Genomic DNA, 19,298 nt, shown 5'->3' with positions numbered 1-19,298 from the left:
CGGTGGTCGCCTCCGTCTTGGGCTTGCAAAACACCTTTGTTTTTGGAGGGCTTTGGCAGTCAAGTATTTGGCGGTTCATTGCTTATTTTGAGTGGGGTTTTGGTTTATTGGCTGTGCTTATGGGTGTGGTTCTTAAAGTCTGTATTGCCACATGCTGTGTTTGGTGTTGGTTTAAATTGCCTGTGTGCGTGCATTTAGCCATGCTTTGGCATCATCACTTAGTTCGTTGATGAGTTCATCATAAACATGCTGATGATAGGCATTTAGCCAATCTTTTTCGGTTGGGCTAAGTAGATGAGGCAGGATAAGACGTGTGTCAAATGGACATAGGGTCAGTGTTTCAAATTTTAAAAACTCCCCAAACTCGCTACGACCAGCAGGTACGCACAGCATGAGGTTTTCAAGACGAATGCCCCATTGATTTTCTCGGTATAGACCTGGCTCGTTACTGGTAATCATGCCAACACGCATGGTGCGTTCGGTGGTGGCTGGGGCGTGGTAGGAGATGCTTTGAGGACCTTCATGGACATTTAAAAAATAGCCAATGCCATGACCTGTACTATGACCGTAGTCAAGACCTTGTTGCCACAGTTGATTGCGTGCCAACACATCAAGTAGGGGGGCTGATATGCCTGCTGGAAAATGGGCTCTGGCAAGGGCGATATGGGCTTTTAGCACATATGTGATGTCTTGTTTTTGGGCGTCCGTGATGTCGCCAATACCAACCATGCGTGTGATGTCGGTCGTGCCGTTTTGGTACTGACCTCCTGAATCAATGAGTAGCAAACCATCGCCATCAAGATAGCTAAAATGCTCATCGGTGGCACGGTAATGCACGATGGCTCCGTTAGCACCCATGCCTGCGATGGTGGCAAAGCTAGGCGAGACATAGTGTGGCTGGCGACTTCTGGTCTGGATAAGCATGTCATCAATGTCTAACTCGCTTAGTGCTTCGCCGTTTGTCAGTCGTTTTTCAAGCCATGCAAAAAAATTGCATAACGCAACCCCGTCTTGCCTCATGGCAGATTTGATGTGTTTGATTTCTTTGGGGGTTTTGATGGCTTTTAGGGTGGTGCTAGGGTTGGTAGCGGATAACAAGGTGGCTTGTTGGGATAAACAAGAAAGCGTGCCAATGGTTATTTTGGCGGGGTCAATGAGCAGTGTGCCAGCCAATTTGCCAAGTGCCTCCCCCATTTTATCATAAGGGCAGATGGTTATGCCTGCCTCATGTAACACCAAGTGAGCATCAGCGGTCAGCTTAGTCTCATCGACAAACAGCGTGGCATGTTGATGACTGATGAGCAGATGCGATAAAAATACGGGGTTATAATCAACATCGCCACCTCTTAGGTTGGTAATATAGGCGATGTCATCTAGGCTACTGATAAAATGATAATCCGCCCCAGACCTTGTCATGGCATGGCGAATATTGGTAAGTTTATCAAGAGTGGTTAGGTCGGTAAATTCACGCTGATGTGGATAGATGGGGCTTATGGGTAGGTTAGGGCGTTCTTGCCAAACTTCGCCCAAGATGTCCAAATCCGTGATGAGTGTGATGTTTTTGGGGTCAAAAGTAGCACTTAGGTTTTTGTGTTCAGACAGCGATAGTACCGCACCATCGATGGCGACACTTGCCCCCTGTGGTAGCGTATCGGCTAAGAATCTGGCATAAGAGGGCGTATCTTTTGTGATTTTGTGCAGGTTAATGCTTGTACCGTCTAGTTGTAAAGTTGCTTGCACCCAGTAGCGACTGTCTGTCCACAAGCCTGCATTATCTAGGGTAATAACCAGCGTGCCTGCCGAGCCTGTAAACCCAGAAACCCATGACATGCCTTGCCAATACTCTGGCAGATATTCTGACAGATGTGGGTCAGATGAGGGAATGATGAGGGCAGATATGTTGTGTGCAGTTAAAATGGCTCTGATGGCGTCTAAACGCTTGACTCTGGCTGAGGCAGGGGTGTTGTGAAAGTTACTCATGATTGACTCGATTAGGGCTTGGTTATTTTGATGGATAAAACTCGTTTACCCATGATAGTACCATAGGTACTTGCGTGTCATAATCACTGATACGGTGGTCGCCTCCGTCTTGGGCAAGTACAAACGCCCCTGAATTTTCATAAAAGGCTTGGGTGGCGTGGGCATCTAGAAGCTCATCGCCCATTTTAAGTAGGACTTTGATTTTGTGAGGGTGTTTGGCGTGCAGGCGATGGCTCTCAAACCACGCCAAATCGCCAAATTTGATTTGCCAACCCTTGACGGTGGTATAAATCACTGTCTTGTCGGTTAAGTTTTTCTCATCAAAATTGTCTTTTAAAAACCGCCGAAAGCTAAGGTCAGGGCGAATGCTTGGATTTAGCAGTACGCAAGGCGTGCTTGTCATGTCGGACAGCAAGGTGGCAAAATAACCGCCCAGCGATGAGCCGACCAGCACACAGTTGGGGTTATCATGGATAAGTGCCGATATTTTTGTTACCACTTCGTCAGGCGGACAGTTCAAATCAGGGCGAATGGTGTCAATACCAAGTGTCTTGGCATGCTCGGCAGTAATGACGGCTTTGCTTGCATTGGGGTCGGAGTCAAGTCCGTGCAGATAGATGATGGTAGGCATGTTAGTTTATCCATAAAATGGTTTATTTTATCAAGTTATTTTTCGTTTCGCCATCGAAATTATCCAAAAACGGCACACACTCCTGCCAAGCCGTACAATCTTTGCCAAGTTCCCGCCTAACATAAAAATCCTCGACCATTTTGGCTTGTTGCTCAATGCCGTATTTAAAGAATGATTTGCCCTCTTTAAAAGTATAACTATATTGACGATTAAAAATCGCTCGGCGAACCACCGCCATGCCCTGCTGAATTTGCCAAACGTGGGTCAGTTCGTGAACAAGCCATGCTCTGATGTGCAAGGGTTTATCACTAAAATCCTCACAAAAATCGTCCTGATGAAAATACACCCAGCCATTGGGCGACACCGCATAACCCCTAAGCACCCACCACGCTGTGGTTAGGCGAATGTCATCAAGAGTCAGCGACTCGCCAAAGACCGAGTGGGCGATGGCTTGTTCGCCTGCGGTTAGGGGGCGAATGGGGCGTGGGGGTTTTAACTTCATAAACGCTCAAAAAGGTGTATAATAAGGTTATTGTAGCAGATTTTGATTTGGGAGTAAAAATGAATACGATTGAACTTATTCATCAATCCAGTTATGATTTAACCGAAAGCGAACGCCTTGAAGTATTTGGTTATATCAATATGATTAAGGCTCGTTTTGGACGCAAAAAAGACAGCGTGCAAGAAAATTTTTCGCCACAATCACAACAGGCTAACAGTGCTGATAAATCAGAAAAAATCTATCAGTTAATGTGCGAAATTTCTGATGATTTTCAAAAATCAGGTAGAAAAATTGATATAGACGATTTTGAAAAAAGCCGTCAAGATAGGGAAATTATCAGATGAAATCAAAAATCCTACTGGATAGCAATATCATTATTTATACAATTCAACCTGAATACGCCCATATTCGCAAGGCATTATTGGATTTTGAGATTTATATTTCAAAAATTAGTATTATAGAAACGCTTGGTTATCATAAATTGCAAGAACCCGAAAAGAGCAAAATAGAAAAGCTAATTTCGCTATTTGATTATTGTGATATTACCGACCCCATCATCCAAAAAGCCACTAAACTTCGCCAAGCCAAAAAGATGAGTTTGGGCGATGCGATTATTTTGGCGACTGCCGTCATTTATCATTTGCCATTAATGACTAGAAATAGCAAAGACTTTGAATGGATTGATGACTTAACAATAATCAACCCTTTTAATCAATAACAAACTTTAAATGATGCTCAAAAATGAATGAATGCACTTGCCCCCACCATGATTGCGGAAAAAATTTTACCCATGTAGATTATCATCACGGCGTTGTTTTTTGCCCGCATTGCCAAAAAAGTTTGTTGGTTAATCCTTTTTTGTCAGAATTAGAAAAGATGACATTTAGGCAATTTGCAAAACGCTTTACCAAAAATCAATGGAAGGTATACGCAGTTACGGCTATCATGTTTGCATTTTTTATCGCCATAATTGAAGTGGTTGCTAATTTTGACAAAATAAATTTAGGGGCAGGATTTTGGATAACGCTATCGGTGTTTGCCTTGATATTGCTTGGTATTTCCATTTATTTTATAGAAAAAAATTTACAAAATTATCATTATGACAGATTAAAAAATAAACCCATTTTAAAGGGTGTAGATACTTGTGATTTGGTTAAAGATGATTTTCATGTTTCGGTTGCCTTGGAAGATTTAAAGGCACAATTTAATGCATTCGACCCTTTTTGTCCAAATTGTCATTCGCAAAGACTTCATCAAAAGATTGATGAATTTAACTGCCAAAATTGCCATATTAAATTTATATTAAATCCAAAACTAAAAAACATCAATACTTATAAGTTTATTGTTAGCTATATTTTAATGTTTTTTGTGATAAAATATTCATATGATAATTTTTATTTCATGTTCTTGTTTATTCCTTTATTGTTTTTTGTTAATTCAATCCTTGAATATTATTGGTGTAAAACCCCAAAATGGACAATTTTATCCCCCTAGCCGAACGCCTACGCCCCCAATCCCTTGACGACATTATCGGACAAACACACCTTTTGGGCGAAAATGCCCCCATTCGCACCCTTGTCCGTCAAGGCTTTTTGCCGTCTATGATTTTGCACGGCACGGCAGGCATTGGCAAAACCACGCTGGCAACACTCCTTGCCAAAGTGGTCGGTCGCCCCTTCAAATCCCTATCCGCCATAAGTAGCGGGGTCAAAGAGCTAAAAGACGCCATCACGCCCGACACGGGGCTGTTTGCCGAACCGCCCGTGCTGTTTATTGATGAAATCCACCGCTTTAACAAAGCTCAGCAGGACGCCCTTTTGGGAGCGGTAGAAAATGGCACAGTTACGCTTATCGGAGCGACCACCGAAAATCCGTCATTTAGCGTCAATAATGCCCTATTGTCTCGCTGTCAGGTGTACCGCTTAGAGCCGTTAAATGATAATGAAATCAATACTTTACTAAACCGTGCCGTCCACACCGACCCCCTGTTAAAAACCAAAAACATCGCCCTTGCCGACACCACCGCCCTTATCAAACTGGCACAAGGGGACGCACGCAAAGCCTTGAATTTATTAGAAATTTGCATTCAAAGCCAAGCCGAACCCATCGTCATCAATTACCAAACCATCACCGCCGTTGCAGGGCAAACGCTCGTCCGCTACGACAAAGACGGCGATATGCACTACGACATCATCTCCGCCTTTATCAAGTCGGTGCGTGGCTCTGACCCTGATGCCAGCGTTTATTGGTTGGCACGAATGCTCGTGGCGGGCGAAGACCCTGCGTTTATTGCAAGGCGACTTGTGATTTTGGCAAGTGAAGACATCGGGCTTGCCAATCCCAACGCCCTGCTACTGGCGGATACCGCCCTTAGAAGCGTGCAAAGCATTGGCATGCCCGAAGCAAGGATAATTTTGGGGCAAGTGGCGATTTATTTGGCAACTTCGCCAAAATCCAACGAAAGCTATAAGGCGATTAACAAAGCCCTAGATTTTGCCAAAACGGACGGCTCGCCCGTGCCACTCCACCTAAGAAACGGCGTAACCACGCAAATGAAAAAAGACGGCTATGGCATAGATTATGTCTATCCACACGATTATCCCAACCATTATTATCCGCAAAATTATTTGCCTGATAATTTAGTAGGAATGCAGTTTTATCACTTTGGCGATAATCAAAAGGAACAAGCAAGTTTTGCGTTTATGAATTGGTTAAAGTCTCAAAATGGGTAGAATTAGCCCTTTTTAACCACGACAAACCGATAATTGCCCTCATCGCTGGTTTCTTGGCTGGCGAGGGTATGCCCCAAATGGCGACAAAAATTGGGAATGTCCCTCGTGGTGGCAGGGTCAGTGGCGATGATGTGAATCTCATCGCCTCCTTTGGCACGGCGAATGGTTTGATGAAGAAGCATGACAGGTTCAGGGCAGATAAGCCCTGTGGTGTCTAAGTGATGAATGGTATTTTCGCTCATGAGAAGTCCACTCCCTCAAAGTCGCTGATGAGTTTTCGTTCATTGGCTGTCCACGCCTGCTTATTGCCGTCTTTGTCGGTGCGGACGATGGTGGCGGTACCATTGGCAACGATGGCATTTTGGGCGGTGCTGTAATATTCATAAGCCATTGATAGGCTGGTATTGCCGATTTTGGTGCATTTGACCCCGATAAGTAGGGTATCAGGATAATGCACGGGGCGTAGGTAGTTGCACGATGAACCTGCCAAGATGGTTAAAGTTTCGTCCTTAAACATGGCAAGCGAGTGCATATAGCTAATACGAGCAGACTCAGCGTAGCGGTAATAGGCGACATTATTGACGTGATTAAAAGCGTCCATCTCGCCCCACATCACAGGCTGGACGTGAACAATGGGGTAATTGACAAGGGCGGTAGGGCGGTCATCGCCTGTGAGGGTGTTTTTAAAAGCTGGCTGTGTCATGGCGTTCCTTTGGTGTTAAGCACAGTTAAAGTGATATCATTGTAACATTTCTACGCTGGTAAGTTCTTTGTTTTTTGGGGTATTGGCAAGCAAATCATACACCCACAGCAGGGCGTCTTCTGTGGTGTTTAGCGTTGTTTTTTGGGGTGGTTCATCTGGATTGGGAGATTGGTTGGTTTGTTCTTGGCTTTGTTTTTTGAGGTTTTCAGCATCGATTTTGCCACCGTGTAGCACGATATGACTTTCAAGCTGTGAACGCACTTCTTGTAAATAACTTGTCATCAGTCCTCTATCTCGCATGCCTGAGGCACTAATAGCAAGAGAGAGCATCATGTTGGCATCGTGAAGCAGAATATCACTGCGGTTTAGCGGTGCGTTTTGGGTGTGCTCGGTTTGTTTGCCACGCAAAAAAGTTTGTAAGTCTCGCATTTTAATGGTGTGAGCTTGCCATGCGTCAGGCTGGGCTTTTAGGGTGTTGATGTGAGCAATGTCTGCCTTGATGGAGGCACTTAGGGCTGCACCAAGCGATGATGATAAGAGATTTGCTTGGGTAAGCTGATAATCGATGGCACGTAGGGCAGTCAACGCGTCCTCGTGATTGCCTTGTTTGTAGAGGCGGTCTGCCATGGCAAGCTCGATTTTAATGAGTTTGGTGTTATTGGTGGTGTCGGTAGTTTCAGATTTTTTGTGGGTGTCGTGGGTGGGTGTGATGGCAAATAGCCTATCATCGATGTCATTTAGGCGTGTGTCTACTGCATCTATTTTGACGAGGCGTTCATCGACTTTATCAACAACAGATAAAAAAGAAAAATAAAGCCAAACCAGCCCCCCAGTCAATAAAATAATAACCAGCCATTGTAGTCTCATTAGAACAATGCGTGCTTGCTCGGTTTGTTTTTTGAGTTCTTCTTTATCGTCCGACTTGGCATAGGCGGTCTTTGGTGCGGTGTTTGGGTCTGGACTGATGTTTGGTGCTGACATGGCAATGAGATGGTTATTGTGATTGAGTAATGGTGTGTAAGGCTTGGTGCAAAGTGGCTTTATCTAAATTCTCAATACGCCACACCCCAAAATCAGGATAATACTGACTGGTGAGTGCGGCAAGCCTTTCGCCTAGCGTCAAATATATCACATTTTTGGCAGAAAACATACCATCTGGGGCATTTTCCTGACAAACATCACGCCATGCGTTTAGGCTTGCCTCACTAGAAATGAGCACTGTGATGAGCTGGGGCGGTGAGTCTAGGAGTATGGCTAATAACTCATGAAAGCGTTGGGGAAGATGAGGCGAGACTTTTCGCTCATAAAAAGCAATGGCATGCACACCAATGTCTCTCTTGATAAGCGTATCGGCGAGCAGTCTGCGTCCGCCCACGCCACGCCATATTAAGATGTCATCGTTAGGGCTTAGGTGTTTGATGATGGGTAGCTCCAACATGCCTTCGTTGTTTTGGGTGTCAGGAATGATGGGTGTGATGCCCCATTCTTTGAGTGCTTGCCCAGTGGCATCGCCTACGGCGATAAAGGCAGGGGGGTTTTTTAAGTCACGCACGTGGCAGATGCCTTGTTTTTTTAGCCAAGACATCGCACAAGTTACCGCCATCACGCTAACAGCAATCACCACTTTAAATTGACCCTGTATCAGCCTTGATAATAGATGAAGCTCATCATCTGCCAGCGGACGTGTTGACAGCTCCAATAACGGCAAATCAAATACAGCCATACCATCGATGTGATAATGTACATTGGGGCGAGTATTGATAAAAACAGGGTGGCTCATGTGTAGATGTTTTTTAAAATCTCATCAGCCCCCGCCGATAATAACGAAGTGGCGACCGCCTCCCCAAGTGCTGTGGCATCTTGGTGGGGATTATCCCCTAAGGTGGCGGATTTGATGACTTTGAGTAATGTTTTGCCGTCAGGCGAGCCAACTCTGCCCTCCAAATTGATGGTTTGACCCTCTAAGTTTGCAAACCCTGCAATGGGAACTTGGCAACCTCCTTCTAAGGCATGATTCATCGCCCGTTCGCAGATGGCTTTTAGGGCGGAGGTTTCATGATTTAAAGGTTTGATGAGTTCTTTAATCTCATCGTCTCGGCACTCGATGGCAAGCGTCCCTTGACCCACCGCAGGCAGACAAATGTCAGTAGAAATGCTGTGGCGAATGCGTTCATTTAGCCCCAACCGCTCCAAGCCACTTTGGGCGAGGATAATGCTGTCATAGTCGCCATTGTCGAGTTTGGATAGGCGAGTGCCGACATTGCCACGCAAACTGATGATGTCTAGGTCAGGGCGGTAGGCTCGCAGTTGGCATTCACGGCGTAGGCTTGATGTGCCAACTTTTGCTCCTTGTGGTAGGTCATCAAGGTTTGCAAAATGGTTGCTGACAAAAGCATCAAAAGGACTGTGACGGTCAAGATATGCACCAATGACAAGTCCATCTGGTAGCATCATGGGTACATCTTTTAGAGAATGCACGGCGATGTCGGCTTGACCTGAGAGTAGGGCGTGTTCTAATTCTTTGACAAATAAGCCCTTTCCACCTATCTTGGCAAGTGGGGTGTCTAGGATTTTGTCGCCTTTGGTTACCAGTTCTAGCAGTTTGATGTTTAGGTTTGGATAGAGGGCTTGGAGCTGCTCTTTGACAAAATGGGCTTGCCAAAGAGCAAGCGGGCTTTGGCGTGTGGCTATGGTTAGTGTGTTCATTGTTGTTGGTGTCTGGTTTGTGTTTTGTCTATTTAATCACATTTACCCAAAAATGCCAAATGAAATTTCACGTTTGATGATGTTCAAACGGACAATGAAAAGGGCGATAATCTCGCCCTGTATGTTTTAGATGTTTTGGATTTTTTCTCTGAGTGTTGGCAGATGGCGACGTGATACAGAGAGTGTCTCTGACATGCCCCGAAAACGCACTCGGTATTGTCCGCTATCAACCGTCTCCAACAAGTCAAGATAGCTGAGGTTGATGAGGGCATTTCGATGAATACGAAACATCATGCCTGAAAACTCTTCTTCTAGATCTTTTAGGGTTTCATCGATGAGTACCACGCCACCTTTATGGCGAACTTTAACGTATTTTTGGTCGGCGGTAAAGTAGTATACATCGGCAAGCGAGATAAGCTCTACGCCACGATGAGTGCGAGCAGCGATGTACTGACGAGTGCGAGGGCTGTCTTCGTCTTGTTTGCTTAGTGCCTGCTCTTGGGCAGCGTTAATGCGAGTGCATTTTTGTATGGCGTGGTGCAGGTTTTTTTCATGAACAGGAATGAGTAAATAATCGCTCGCCTCACATTTAAAGGCATTTAGCAAAAGATGACTATCATCTAAGCCAAAAAAGATGAAAGCGGGCGGTGCTGTCAAATCGTCAGATAGTTTTTGGGTAAATTCATGGGTATGTGGCAGATGTGCATTTATCAGCACAATCTCGGGGTGGTACTGTAAAGTTAGCTTGTATGCTTCATCTAGGCGATTAGTCAATCCAACCACTTCATGTCCAAGAAGTGTGATTAGAGTTGTCAAGTGTTTGCCCAAAGATGGCTCTATTTCACAAATCAGAATATTCATCAGTATTTCCTTGATAATTCAATGAAATCCCCTAAATCAAAAAAAAAGGGGGGGGGGGGGCGACACTGACTGGCACCCTAAATTCACACAATTTATCAGCCGAAGAATATCTACATCAAAAAATAGATGAAATGAGGTATTTTTATGATGGATTGAATGGTTTGAAGTGAGAATGGCATAAAAATTGCTATCCTTTAGTATTATAACATTTATACACGAAAAGACAACAGTTGTTTTTCAATATTGGCTAATTTTTGTACAATTACTACAATAATTTTAATAAATTCACAAAAATATATCAGATTTTCTAAAAAATTATCCTTATTTTTGCTATCTTTTCTCAAAACTTCTTGTACTCTGCGGTGTTCGTTGTTAAGATAAGCGTAATTTTTTGTTTATTTTCGAGTTATTTTATGACAAACCAAACATCATCAATGTGGGGCGGACGCTTTTCCGAAGCCACCGACAAATTTGTTGCCGAATTTACCGCATCCGTGAATTTTGACAAACGCATGGCAAACCAAGACATACAAGGCTCCATCGCCCACGCCACAATGCTTGGCGAGTGTGGGGTTATCACAAAAGACGAAAGTCAAAAAATCATTGACGGACTTAATCAAGTCAAAGCCGAGATTGAAAGCGGTGCGTTCGTGTGGAAAGTCGAGCTTGAAGATGTGCATATGAATGTCGAGAGCCGTCTGACCGCCCTGATTGGCGATGTTGGCAAAAAGCTCCATACGGGCAGAAGTCGTAACGACCAAGTAGCGACCGACATTCGCCTATGGTTACGAGACGAAACCGACAACATTTTGGCACTATTAAAACGCCTGCAAAGTGGGCTTTTGGATTTGGCAGAAAAACACACTGACACCATTATGCCGGGCTTTACCCATTTGCAGACCGCCCAGCCCATTTCGTTCGCTCATCATTTGATGGCGTGGTTTGAAATGCTCATTCGTGATAGCGAGCGATTGACGGACACTCGTAAACGCATTAACCAAATGCCACTTGGCTCGGCAGCGTTAGCGGGGACAACTTATCCGATTGACCGCACCATTACCGCCAAATTGCTTGGCTTTGAAGGCATTTGCCAAAACTCATTGGACGCAGTTTCTGACCGTGATTTTGCCATTGAATTTGCCGGCAATGCCAGTATTTTAATGATGCACCTATCTCGTATGAGCGAAGAGATTATCCTATGGATGTCGGCTCAATTTGGCTTTGTACAAGTACCTGACCGCTTTTGTACAGGTTCATCGATTATGCCCCAAAAGAAAAACCCTGATGTACCTGAGCTTGTGCGGGGTAAGGCATCAAGGGTGTTTGGCGATTTAACCACGCTTTTAACCTTGATGAAAAATCAACCGCTTGCTTACAACAAAGACAACCAAGAAGATAAAGAGCCACTTTTTGATATTGTGGATACGCTGACAGGTTCGCTCCTTGCCTTTGCCGATATGCTGCCCAACCTTGTCCCCAACAAGGAAAATATGCGACAAGCCACCCTAAAAGGCTATGCCACCGCTACCGATTTGGCGGATTATTTGGTCAAAAAAGGCTTGCCGTTTCGTGATGCTCACGAAGTCGTGGGTAAGGCGGTGTCTCTTGGCGTGGCAAAAGGCGTGGATTTGGCGGAATTGTCATTGGACGAACTGCGACAATTTAGCGACTTGATTGGCGATGATGTGTTTGACTGCCTAACGCTGGAAGGTTCGCTTAATGCTCGTAACCATATTGGTGGAACAGCCCCACAGGCGGTGAAATTGGCGATTACCAAAGGGTGGGAAAGAATAGAGGGATAATATGCTTGTTGCATACCAAGCCAAAATCACAGGCAATCAAATCCATTGGATAGACGCACCGCCCGATGTGTCCGATGTCGATGTCTTGATTTTACCAAAACAAAACCAAGACATTCCCAAGCCAAAACACCAAATCCCAGCATCTTTAAAGGGGCTTGGGCAAGAAAATGGCGATATTATGGATACAGGTGATATTACTAATTTAAAACCCAAACGCACTCCCCCAAAAGAATTGCAAGGGCAAATGCAAATTGTGGGCGATATTTTTGATATGTCCGAAAGCTGGCAAGAATGGGGATATTTTAAGTGAAAATGCTTTTATTGGATACGCATATTTTATTGTGGTATACCAATGAACCTAATTTGCTTTCCGATAAGATAAAACAAGCCATTGCAACTTATGATAAAATATGCGTTTCGGCAATTTCGTGTTTTGAAATCAATTGGCTTGTTCGTCATAACAGGATTATTTTGCCAAATGGGCTTGATTATGCCACTTGGATAGCACGCGTTCGGCAATTAACTGACATTGAATTTTTAAACATCATGCCAGAAATTGCCAGTTTGTCGGTTGAATTGTCCGAACATCACAAAGACCCTGCCGACAGACTCATCATCGCCACCGCGTTAATTCATGGCTGCTATTTGGCGAGTGTGGAAACCAAATTTCCTTTATATCAAGAATTACACCATAAACTGATTAACTAAAAGGCAAGCTTATGACCGAAGTTTTTAACCCCAAAGCCAACCTTGTATTTTGTCGTAAATACCAAGAAAACCTACCAAAATTACCCGCTCCGCCCTTTCCCAATGCCAAAGGCGAAGAAATCTTTAACACCGTCTCAAAAAAAGCATGGGATGAATGGCTTGAACTACAAACCATGCTCATTAACGAAAAGCATCTGAGTATGGTGGATAAAGAGGCAAAAAAATACATCGCCGAACAGCGAGAGTTATTTTTGGATAATGGCGACTACGAACGCCCAGCAGGTTTTAAACCCAAAGCCTAAAATAGAAATCGGACAGTAAATGTCCGATTTTTTGGTTTTAGCATGCCACGCCAATAATCCATTCGCTTAGATCGCTCGTGGTTTTGTCGAGTTCTGGGCGGCGAATTGGAGGTTCGGTGCAACCTCTGGGTGTGATGTAGTCCATTGCAATGCTTACTGCTGTCTCCCTCATGATGGGAGTGTCATCAGTAGTGCGTACATGAACATAAAAAGGTTGCTCTAAGGGGATAACATAACTATCTAGCAGATACCATCTGTCTTGGTGGGAGATTTTGGTGTGATATTCCTTAAAATGGAGCATGCCCACGCCATCCACATAGGCATCAGGGGAGAGGGGCTGGTCGGATTTTTGGGTATTGGGGTTAATCAGTAGTGATGGTATGACTTGCTCAGTAGCAGGCTTGCTGGCACAACCGATAAGCGTAAACGCCATGAGTAGGGCGATGGAGAGGTTTTTCATAAATTATCCTTAAATATTAAATCCACCAAAAGGGCGTATCGCACGCCCCTTGAATCTGTCCAAATTAACCCTTGTGGGCGTATTTAGGGTCGGCAGCAGCGGTAAATAGCACGTCTGTTGACGAGTTGAGTGCTGTCTCTGCTGAGTCTTGTACCACGCCAATGATAAAGCCAATGGCAACCACCTGCATGGCGACATCATTTGGGATATTAAATAAGCTACATGCTAGCGGAATGAGTAGCAATGAACCACCTGCTACGCCTGAGGCACCGCAAGCACTGACCGAGCCAACAATAGCAAGTAGTAAGGCTTGAAAGAAACCAACCTCAATGCCTAATGTATGAGCAGCGGCAAGCGTCAAGATGTTAATGGTGATGGCTGCCCCTGCCATGTTGATGGTTGCCCCAAGAGGAATGGTTAGTGAATAAGTATCTTCGTTGAGTCCCAGTTTTCTGGCAAGGTTCATGTTTACGGGGATATTGGCGGCTGATGAGCGGGTAAAAAACGCCGTTACGCCTGATTCTTTTAGGCAAGCAATGACGAGCGGATAGGGGTTTTTGCGAGTCTTGATAAAGACGATGAGCGGATTTACCACAAAAGCAATAAATGCCATCGCGCCCACCAGCACCCCAAGCAGACGACCATAACTTGCTAACGCCTCAAATCCTGTTTCGGCAACGGTAGATGATACCAACCCCAAAATACCAAAAGGAGCGATGGCGACAATCCACTTAACCACCGCAGAGACAGCGACCGACACGTCATGTACGACTGTTTTGGTGGTTTCTGAGGCATGGCGTAAGCCTAGACCGATCAGGATTGACCATGTCAAGATGCCTAGATAGTTGCCACTGCTTAGAGCGGTAACAGGGTTGGCGACTAGGTTCATGAGTAGATTTTTTAGGACTTCACGCAACGACTGTGGGGCAGACTGCTCAACGGCAGTCATGTCGGCTAATCCAACCAGTTCAGTAGGAAAAGCGAAACTTGCCAGCACGGCGGTCAGTGCGGCGGTAAATGTTCCTGCCACATAAAGAAGCATGACAGGCTTGATTCTGGCGTCATTACCGCCTTTAAAGCCTGAAACTGCCGATAGTACCAACACAAATACCAAAATAGGGGCAACCGCCTTTAACGCACCAACGAACACATTGCCAAGCACCCCCAAAGATAACCCCAAGCTGGCATTGGTCTGACCGATAATCGCTCCAAGTACCAAAGCAATAACAATCAATGGTACAAGTCCTACACGCATGTACGCCTCAACCAGTTTACGCATATCAAAATCCTCAAAACAAAACAATAAAATAACACAATTCACAAAATACGATAACTATACCATTTTTTGTACAAAAAGTGTGAACAATTTTCATGTACAAATGTCATCTAAATAAAAACGACCACTCATGGAATGGTCGTTGGGTGCTTTAAATATTTAAGCTTGATTGGCTAAATAACGCACAAGCATCGGTACAGGACGACCTGTTGCCCCTTTGTTTTCGCCACCGCTTACCCACGCAGTACCTGCGATGTCAAGATGAGCCCATGCTTGCCCCTCTTTGATGAAGCGTTTTAAGAAGCATGCTGCTGTGATAGATCCTCCCTCACGCCCACCGATGTTTTGGACATCTGCAAAGGTGGATTTGAGCTGGTCATCATAGGCATCGTCTAGGGGCATTTGCCATACGAGGTCATTTGTGTACTCGCCTGCATCTTCTAGGGCAAATAACGTATCTTCATCGTTGGTATATAAGCCAGAGCGAACAGAGCCTAATGCAATCACACAAGCACCTGTGAGCGTGGCAGCATCGATGATGGTGCGTGGCTTGTAGGTTTCTTGGACATAGCACAGAGCATCGCATAGAACGAGGCGACCTTCGGCATCGGTGTTTAGGATTTCAACGCTCATACCGTTCATGGCGGTAACGATGTCTGATGGGCGAGTTGCTGTGCCAGATGGCATGTTTTCAGCACAGGCGAGTACCACCACGATGTCAATGGGTAATTTTGCCTCGCAGACAGCCTTAATCGTGCCTAGCATGGCGGCTGCACCCCCCATGTCATATTTCATCTCTTCCATGCCAGCGGCAGGTTTTAGAGAAATGCCCCCTGTATCAAAAGTAATCCCCTTGCCAACCAATGCGATGGGGTCTTTTAGTTTGCCTTTTTTCTTGTCCGATTTGCCGTAGTATTCGATGACAGCAAGTTTGCCTTCGTTGTTTGAGCCAGCAGACACCGCCAAGAAACAGCCCATGCCTAATTTACCCATCTCTTTTTCGCCTAAGACATTGACATTAACAACATCTTTATAATCTTTGCCTAGTTTTTGGGCGACTTTGGCAAGGTGGCTTGGGGTCATGATGTTGGGAGCGTCATTGGCGACATCACGAGTTAGGCTCTGACCGATGGCAGTAGCGATGGCGATGGCGAGGGCGTTTTGGTAATCGCTTTGACTGTCTTTGTTGCTGATAAATGTGATGGTGCTTAGGGGGAGTTTGTCGGATTTTTTGGATTTATAAGTCTCAAAACGATACTCAGCGTGGAGCATGGCACGTACAAATTGTTCAAACTGTCGCTGACAAAGCACATCACCTAAAATCACAACCGCAGTTTTGCTGTTTTTGATGGTGTTAAAGGTGGTTTTGGCAAGTTTTGGAAGTTGGTTTGAAAGCTTATTTGGTACGCCTGTGCCAATCACGCTAAGTGTACCGCCTCCGTTTAGTCCAAAATCGCTCACGCACTCGCCAGCTTCGCCCTTAAATCCGCTTGCCTTAATTAGAGCGGTGGCTCGTTCTAGCTCTGGCGAGATGATGGGTAGGGCATCTCCCAACACTTTGCCGTGATTATCGGCAAACAGCACGATGTGGGGAGTGGCTTTGGATTTTTGGGGGGTAAATTCATCTAAGACGTTAAAATCGAGGGTAGATTTTGACATATTAAGCTCCTAATTATAAATACGAACCGTTTCAGATTGTAGCATATTTTTGTGAAGTGATGGGGGAATGAATGCAAAAATTGACAAAATATCTTTGATGGGCTTGATGGGCTGACAAAGAGTAATATAAAAGTTCAACACACCCTAAAATTTTGCTATAATAAGAGGTTTATTTTATCGGTATTTTTAACGTGATTCTTCGCCGTTATATCACAAGCCAAGTTGCTCTGACCACCGCCCTTGTATTGGGGTTTTTGGTGGTTGTTTTGCTTGGTGGGCGATTGATTCGTTATTTTGGGATTGCTGCCGAAGGCGGGCTAAATACAGGCGTGCTTTGGACGCTCATCGGCTATAACCTACCGTATTTTTTGGAGCTGATTTTACCGTTGTCATTTTTTATTGGGCTGATGCTTGTTTTTGGGCGAATGCACGCCGAGCATGAAATGGCGGTATTAAATGCAGGCGGGGTCAGTCGAGGTGCATTATCAAGACTGCTTGTGCCACTGGTGGTGGTGATTTTTGTTATTCAGCTATTTATCACAATCATTGCTAAACCATGGGGCGTGGCAAAGGCGACCAATCTTTGGCAAGAGCAGTCGGTGGTAGAAGTTTTTGACTTGATTCGCACCAAAGAATTTATCAGCAGTGGCGACTATCATTTGTATGTCGGCGAAGTGGGCGATGAGCGTGAATTTTTAAAAGACGTGATTGTTATTCAAATGGGTAGCTCAACCACCCAAAGACATCAATCAAAAGAGTCGGCGGATACCCATCAAACAGCGATTTTTAATAAAGACACCGTGATTTTTGCAAGGCTTGCCACCCAAGTACCCACAGCATCAAGTGATGGCTCGGTGGTGCTTGATTTGCATGATGGTAGGCGTTATGAGGTTGATACGACAAGCCAGCAGTATAGCCAAGTTGGTTTTGGGCGTTATCGCATTCATCTGACAGGCAAGCAGGGCAATGACAGACCCATAAAAATCGAAGGTGTCGCCACAGGTGAGCTTTTGGCATTAAATGATGGTATGACCATGTCCGCTTCATTTAATATCAATCAAGTGCGTGCAGAGCTTGGTTATCGATTTGCGTTGCCGTTTTTGATTGTCATTGCTGTGCTACTGGCAACACCGCTTGCGACCACAAGACCACGTCAGGGCAGATGGTTAAAACTCATTCCTGCAATTTTTGTGTTTGTAGCAAATGTGTTGATTTTAATATCCCTCAAAGAGACGATTTCTAAGGGCAAGGTGGGACTTGCCGTATATCCTTTGGCGGTGGCGATTTTTGTGGCATTTGCCGTGTATCTTAATTATCACGAGCGTCTCATGACAAAAGCACGCCTGACACGCACTAAGGGGGATAAGTCATGACATGGATACTGCCTCGTTATGTCATTCGTTTTGCCTTTTTTGCCATGATGGGAGCGGTGGTAGGCTTATGGCTTTTGCAGATGGTTTTTGCTTATTTGTCTGAGCTTGAAAACCTGTCAGAGACTTATACGGTCAAAGATGCTTTGATGTTTATTTTGTATCGCTCCCCTTATTTTTTGGTGCAATTTATCCCTACGGGGGCATTATTGGGGGCGGTTATTGGGCTTGGGCTTTTGGCGGGTAATAGCGAGCTTGTGGTCATGCGAGCAGGCGGGGTTAGCGTTTATCGAATCATCAGCTACGCGATGTTGCCAGCGTTTTTATTTGTGCTGATTGCGTTGGGCATAAATCAATTCATCTTGCCCGTTACCAACGATAAAGCCTCCCAAATCGTCAATCGCCTCGATGATACAAGATTGTTTAGTGTCAATGGATATTGGTCGGTCAATCATACAGATAAGGGACGGGAGGTTGTCTATATCAGCTATGCAGACTCGGAGGGTAAGTTGGGGGTTACCAAGCGTTATCGTTTGGACGTGGATAGCAATCTTGTTGGGGTAACGCATGCCAAAAGCGGTGTCTTTGCGGGGGAGGGCTGGCAACTGACAGAGGTGGCACAGCTTGATATTGGCGGACGAGGCGTGCAACGCTCTTTTGATGATTATGCCATGTTGTCATTGCCGATTGCTCCAACGGACGTGCATTTATTAACCAAAGAAGCAGAAGATTTATCACTTAGCGACCTGTATGCTCATGGTCAGCTGATGAAGTCTCAGAGTAAGCGTTCGTTGCGTCATGAAGTTGCCTTTTGGCAAAAGCTACTTTCTCCTTTTGCGGTGTTGTCTTTGGTGCTTGTGGCATCTTCGTTTGTGTTTGGTTCTCTGCGCTCACAGGGACTTGGCGTGAGAATCGTGATGGCGTTATTGTCAGGATTGCTGTTTAGTTATTTGACGGATTTATCAGGATTTGTGGCAATCGCAATGGGGATTTCGCCGTTTTTGATGGCATTATCACCCATCGTGATTAGTGCCATGATTGGGTTTTATTTATTACAAAGATGCACCTAAGGGCGTGTGTTTATTTACCCAAAACACACCACCCCCAGCACCACGCCTTTTTCTGCCCCTGTAACGCTTGGCAGGTTGGCAGGTTGCCCCAAGATGGTTTGGCGAGCCAGCCACGCAAAACACACGCTTTCCACCCAAGTGGGGGCAAGTCCTACGCTGTTGGTGGCGGCGATTTGCCAAGTGGGTAAATGCACTTGCAAGCGTTCCAATAAATAGCCATTGTACGCCCCACCGCCACAGACATATAGAGCGTTGTCCGCTTTGGCAAATTTGGCAATTTCACGCCCTGCGGTTAAGGCGGTAAATTCGCATAAGGTGGCTTGTACATCTTGGGGGGAGGTGTCAAAATTTGTTAAAACACCGTCCAACCAGTCTAAATTAAACTCCTCTCTCCCTGTGGATTTTGGGGTGGATTGGCTTAAAAATGGGTGTTTTAACAATTCGTTTAATAGCTTTTCATCAACCACGCCACCCCTTGCCCAGTCGCCATTTTTATCATAGGCTTGCCCCAAATGACGAGCCGTCCAGCCGTCCAT

Annotated in this window: 23 protein-coding genes; 10 read left to right on the top strand and 13 right to left on the bottom strand. The window is 45.1% G+C overall.

Features of this window, described 5'->3' with window-relative positions:
• Window positions 1-171 precede the first annotated feature (171 nt).
• From Q4B79_RS06465 to Q4B79_RS06455, 3 genes are read right to left on the bottom strand one after another with little or no spacing between them, the layout of a single operon-like run.
• Window positions 172-1,980, bottom strand: a complete 1,809-nt coding sequence (locus Q4B79_RS06465) for an aminopeptidase P family protein (RefSeq protein WP_303085608.1) — start codon at window positions 1,978-1,980, stop codon at window positions 172-174.
• 22 nt (window positions 1,981-2,002) lie between these two features.
• Window positions 2,003-2,611, bottom strand: a complete 609-nt coding sequence (locus tag Q4B79_RS06460; RefSeq protein WP_303085607.1) for a YqiA/YcfP family alpha/beta fold hydrolase — start codon at window positions 2,609-2,611, stop codon at window positions 2,003-2,005.
• A 22-nt stretch (window positions 2,612-2,633) separates the two neighbouring features.
• Window positions 2,634-3,113 carry a type IV secretion protein Rhs gene (locus tag Q4B79_RS06455; RefSeq protein WP_303085606.1) on the bottom strand — a complete coding sequence of 160 codons (480 nt, stop codon included), beginning with the start codon at window positions 3,111-3,113 and terminating at the stop codon, window positions 2,634-2,636.
• Between the two features lie 59 nt (window positions 3,114-3,172).
• Between Q4B79_RS06455 and Q4B79_RS06450 the strand changes: the two genes are divergently transcribed.
• From Q4B79_RS06450 to Q4B79_RS06435, 4 genes are all read left to right on the top strand, one after another.
• Window positions 3,173-3,457 carry a hypothetical protein gene (locus Q4B79_RS06450; protein ID WP_303085605.1) on the top strand — a complete coding sequence of 95 codons (285 nt, stop codon included), beginning with the start codon at window positions 3,173-3,175 and terminating at the stop codon, window positions 3,455-3,457.
• Complete coding sequence (locus tag Q4B79_RS06445) at window positions 3,454-3,831, top strand: type II toxin-antitoxin system VapC family toxin (RefSeq protein ID WP_303085604.1); 378 nt, start codon at window positions 3,454-3,456, stop codon at window positions 3,829-3,831. The genes Q4B79_RS06450 and Q4B79_RS06445 overlap by 4 nt, the downstream gene beginning before the upstream one ends.
• A 140-nt stretch (window positions 3,832-3,971) precedes the next feature.
• The gene (locus Q4B79_RS06440) at window positions 3,972-4,607 is read left to right on the top strand and encodes a hypothetical protein (RefSeq protein WP_303085603.1); all 636 of its coding nucleotides are present in this window, start codon (window positions 3,972-3,974) and stop codon (window positions 4,605-4,607) included.
• Window positions 4,586-5,845, top strand: a complete 1,260-nt coding sequence (locus Q4B79_RS06435; protein WP_303085602.1) for a replication-associated recombination protein A — start codon at window positions 4,586-4,588, stop codon at window positions 5,843-5,845. The genes Q4B79_RS06440 and Q4B79_RS06435 overlap by 22 nt, the downstream gene beginning before the upstream one ends.
• Before the next feature lie 2 nt (window positions 5,846-5,847).
• Here the strand turns inward: Q4B79_RS06435 and tusA are convergent, their stop codons facing one another.
• The 6 genes from tusA to Q4B79_RS06405 form a co-directional block, all read right to left on the bottom strand.
• Window positions 5,848-6,087, bottom strand: a complete 240-nt coding sequence (tusA, locus tag Q4B79_RS06430) for a sulfurtransferase TusA (RefSeq protein WP_303085601.1) — start codon at window positions 6,085-6,087, stop codon at window positions 5,848-5,850.
• Complete coding sequence (locus tag Q4B79_RS06425) at window positions 6,084-6,548, bottom strand: thioesterase family protein (protein ID WP_303085600.1); 465 nt, start codon at window positions 6,546-6,548, stop codon at window positions 6,084-6,086. The genes tusA and Q4B79_RS06425 overlap by 4 nt, the downstream gene beginning before the upstream one ends.
• A 36-nt stretch (window positions 6,549-6,584) precedes the next feature.
• Window positions 6,585-7,529: a hypothetical protein gene (locus Q4B79_RS06420; protein ID WP_303085599.1), complete on the bottom strand. Its 945-nt coding sequence runs from the start codon at window positions 7,527-7,529 to the stop codon at window positions 6,585-6,587.
• Window positions 7,530-7,542: 13 nt separating this feature from the next.
• A complete protein-coding gene (locus Q4B79_RS06415) occupies window positions 7,543-8,328 on the bottom strand; it encodes a uroporphyrinogen-III synthase (protein ID WP_303085598.1) in 786 nt (261 codons plus the stop codon).
• Complete coding sequence (hemC, locus tag Q4B79_RS06410) at window positions 8,325-9,254, bottom strand: hydroxymethylbilane synthase (RefSeq protein ID WP_303085597.1); 930 nt, start codon at window positions 9,252-9,254, stop codon at window positions 8,325-8,327. The genes Q4B79_RS06415 and hemC overlap by 4 nt, the downstream gene beginning before the upstream one ends.
• 126 nt (window positions 9,255-9,380) lie before the next feature.
• A complete protein-coding gene (locus Q4B79_RS06405) occupies window positions 9,381-10,115 on the bottom strand; it encodes a LytTR family DNA-binding domain-containing protein (protein ID WP_303085596.1) in 735 nt (244 codons plus the stop codon).
• Between the two features lie 413 nt (window positions 10,116-10,528).
• Between Q4B79_RS06405 and argH the strand changes: the two genes are divergently transcribed.
• The 4 genes from argH to Q4B79_RS06385 are packed head-to-tail and all read left to right on the top strand — an operon-like array spanning window position 10,529 to window position 12,927.
• Window positions 10,529-11,917, top strand: coding sequence for an argininosuccinate lyase (gene argH / locus Q4B79_RS06400; RefSeq protein WP_303085595.1), 1,389 nt, complete (start codon window positions 10,529-10,531; stop codon window positions 11,915-11,917).
• 1 nt (window position 11,918) lies between these two features.
• Window positions 11,919-12,227 carry a hypothetical protein gene (locus tag Q4B79_RS06395; protein ID WP_303085594.1) on the top strand — a complete coding sequence of 103 codons (309 nt, stop codon included), beginning with the start codon at window positions 11,919-11,921 and terminating at the stop codon, window positions 12,225-12,227.
• 2 nt (window positions 12,228-12,229) lie between these two features.
• Window positions 12,230-12,625 (top strand): type II toxin-antitoxin system VapC family toxin, encoded by a 396-nt coding sequence (locus Q4B79_RS06390; protein WP_303085631.1) that lies wholly within the window; start codon window positions 12,230-12,232, stop codon window positions 12,623-12,625.
• A gap of 11 nt (window positions 12,626-12,636) precedes the next feature.
• Window positions 12,637-12,927, top strand: coding sequence for an oxidative damage protection protein (locus tag Q4B79_RS06385; protein WP_303085593.1), 291 nt, complete (start codon window positions 12,637-12,639; stop codon window positions 12,925-12,927).
• A gap of 37 nt (window positions 12,928-12,964) precedes the next feature.
• On the opposite strand, the gene Q4B79_RS06380 is transcribed toward Q4B79_RS06385, so the two are convergent.
• The 3 genes from Q4B79_RS06380 to Q4B79_RS06370 all read right to left on the bottom strand — a co-directional run bounded on the left by Q4B79_RS06380 (window position 12,965) and on the right by Q4B79_RS06370 (window position 16,322).
• The gene (locus Q4B79_RS06380; RefSeq protein WP_303085592.1) at window positions 12,965-13,387 is read right to left on the bottom strand and encodes a hypothetical protein; all 423 of its coding nucleotides are present in this window, start codon (window positions 13,385-13,387) and stop codon (window positions 12,965-12,967) included.
• A gap of 64 nt (window positions 13,388-13,451) precedes the next feature.
• On the bottom strand, window positions 13,452-14,666 hold the full coding sequence (sstT, locus tag Q4B79_RS06375; protein ID WP_303085591.1) for a serine/threonine transporter SstT: 1,215 nt from the start codon (window positions 14,664-14,666) through the stop codon (window positions 13,452-13,454).
• Window positions 14,667-14,822: 156 nt separating this feature from the next.
• A complete protein-coding gene (locus Q4B79_RS06370; RefSeq protein WP_303085590.1) occupies window positions 14,823-16,322 on the bottom strand; it encodes a leucyl aminopeptidase in 1,500 nt (499 codons plus the stop codon).
• Between the two features lie 191 nt (window positions 16,323-16,513).
• On the opposite strand from Q4B79_RS06370, the gene lptF reads away from it, so the two are divergent.
• Both lptF and lptG read left to right on the top strand, forming a co-directional pair.
• Window positions 16,514-17,695, top strand: a complete 1,182-nt coding sequence (gene lptF / locus Q4B79_RS06365; protein ID WP_303085589.1) for an LPS export ABC transporter permease LptF — start codon at window positions 16,514-16,516, stop codon at window positions 17,693-17,695.
• Entirely contained in the window at window positions 17,692-18,762 is a 1,071-nt protein-coding gene (gene lptG, locus Q4B79_RS06360; protein WP_303085588.1) for an LPS export ABC transporter permease LptG, read from the top strand. Before lptF ends, lptG begins: the two co-directional genes overlap by 4 nt.
• Before the next feature lie 14 nt (window positions 18,763-18,776).
• Here the strand turns inward: lptG and Q4B79_RS06355 are convergent.
• On the bottom strand, window positions 18,777-19,298 hold a 522-nt coding region (locus Q4B79_RS06355; protein WP_303085587.1), incomplete at its 5' end, for an anhydro-N-acetylmuramic acid kinase.

Source organism: Moraxella sp., assembly GCF_030525845.1.
Classification (GTDB): Bacteria; Pseudomonadota; Gammaproteobacteria; order Pseudomonadales; family Moraxellaceae; genus Moraxella.
Note: the sequence above shows the minus strand (reverse complement) of the source record. Positions and strands in the feature narration are given on the sequence as shown.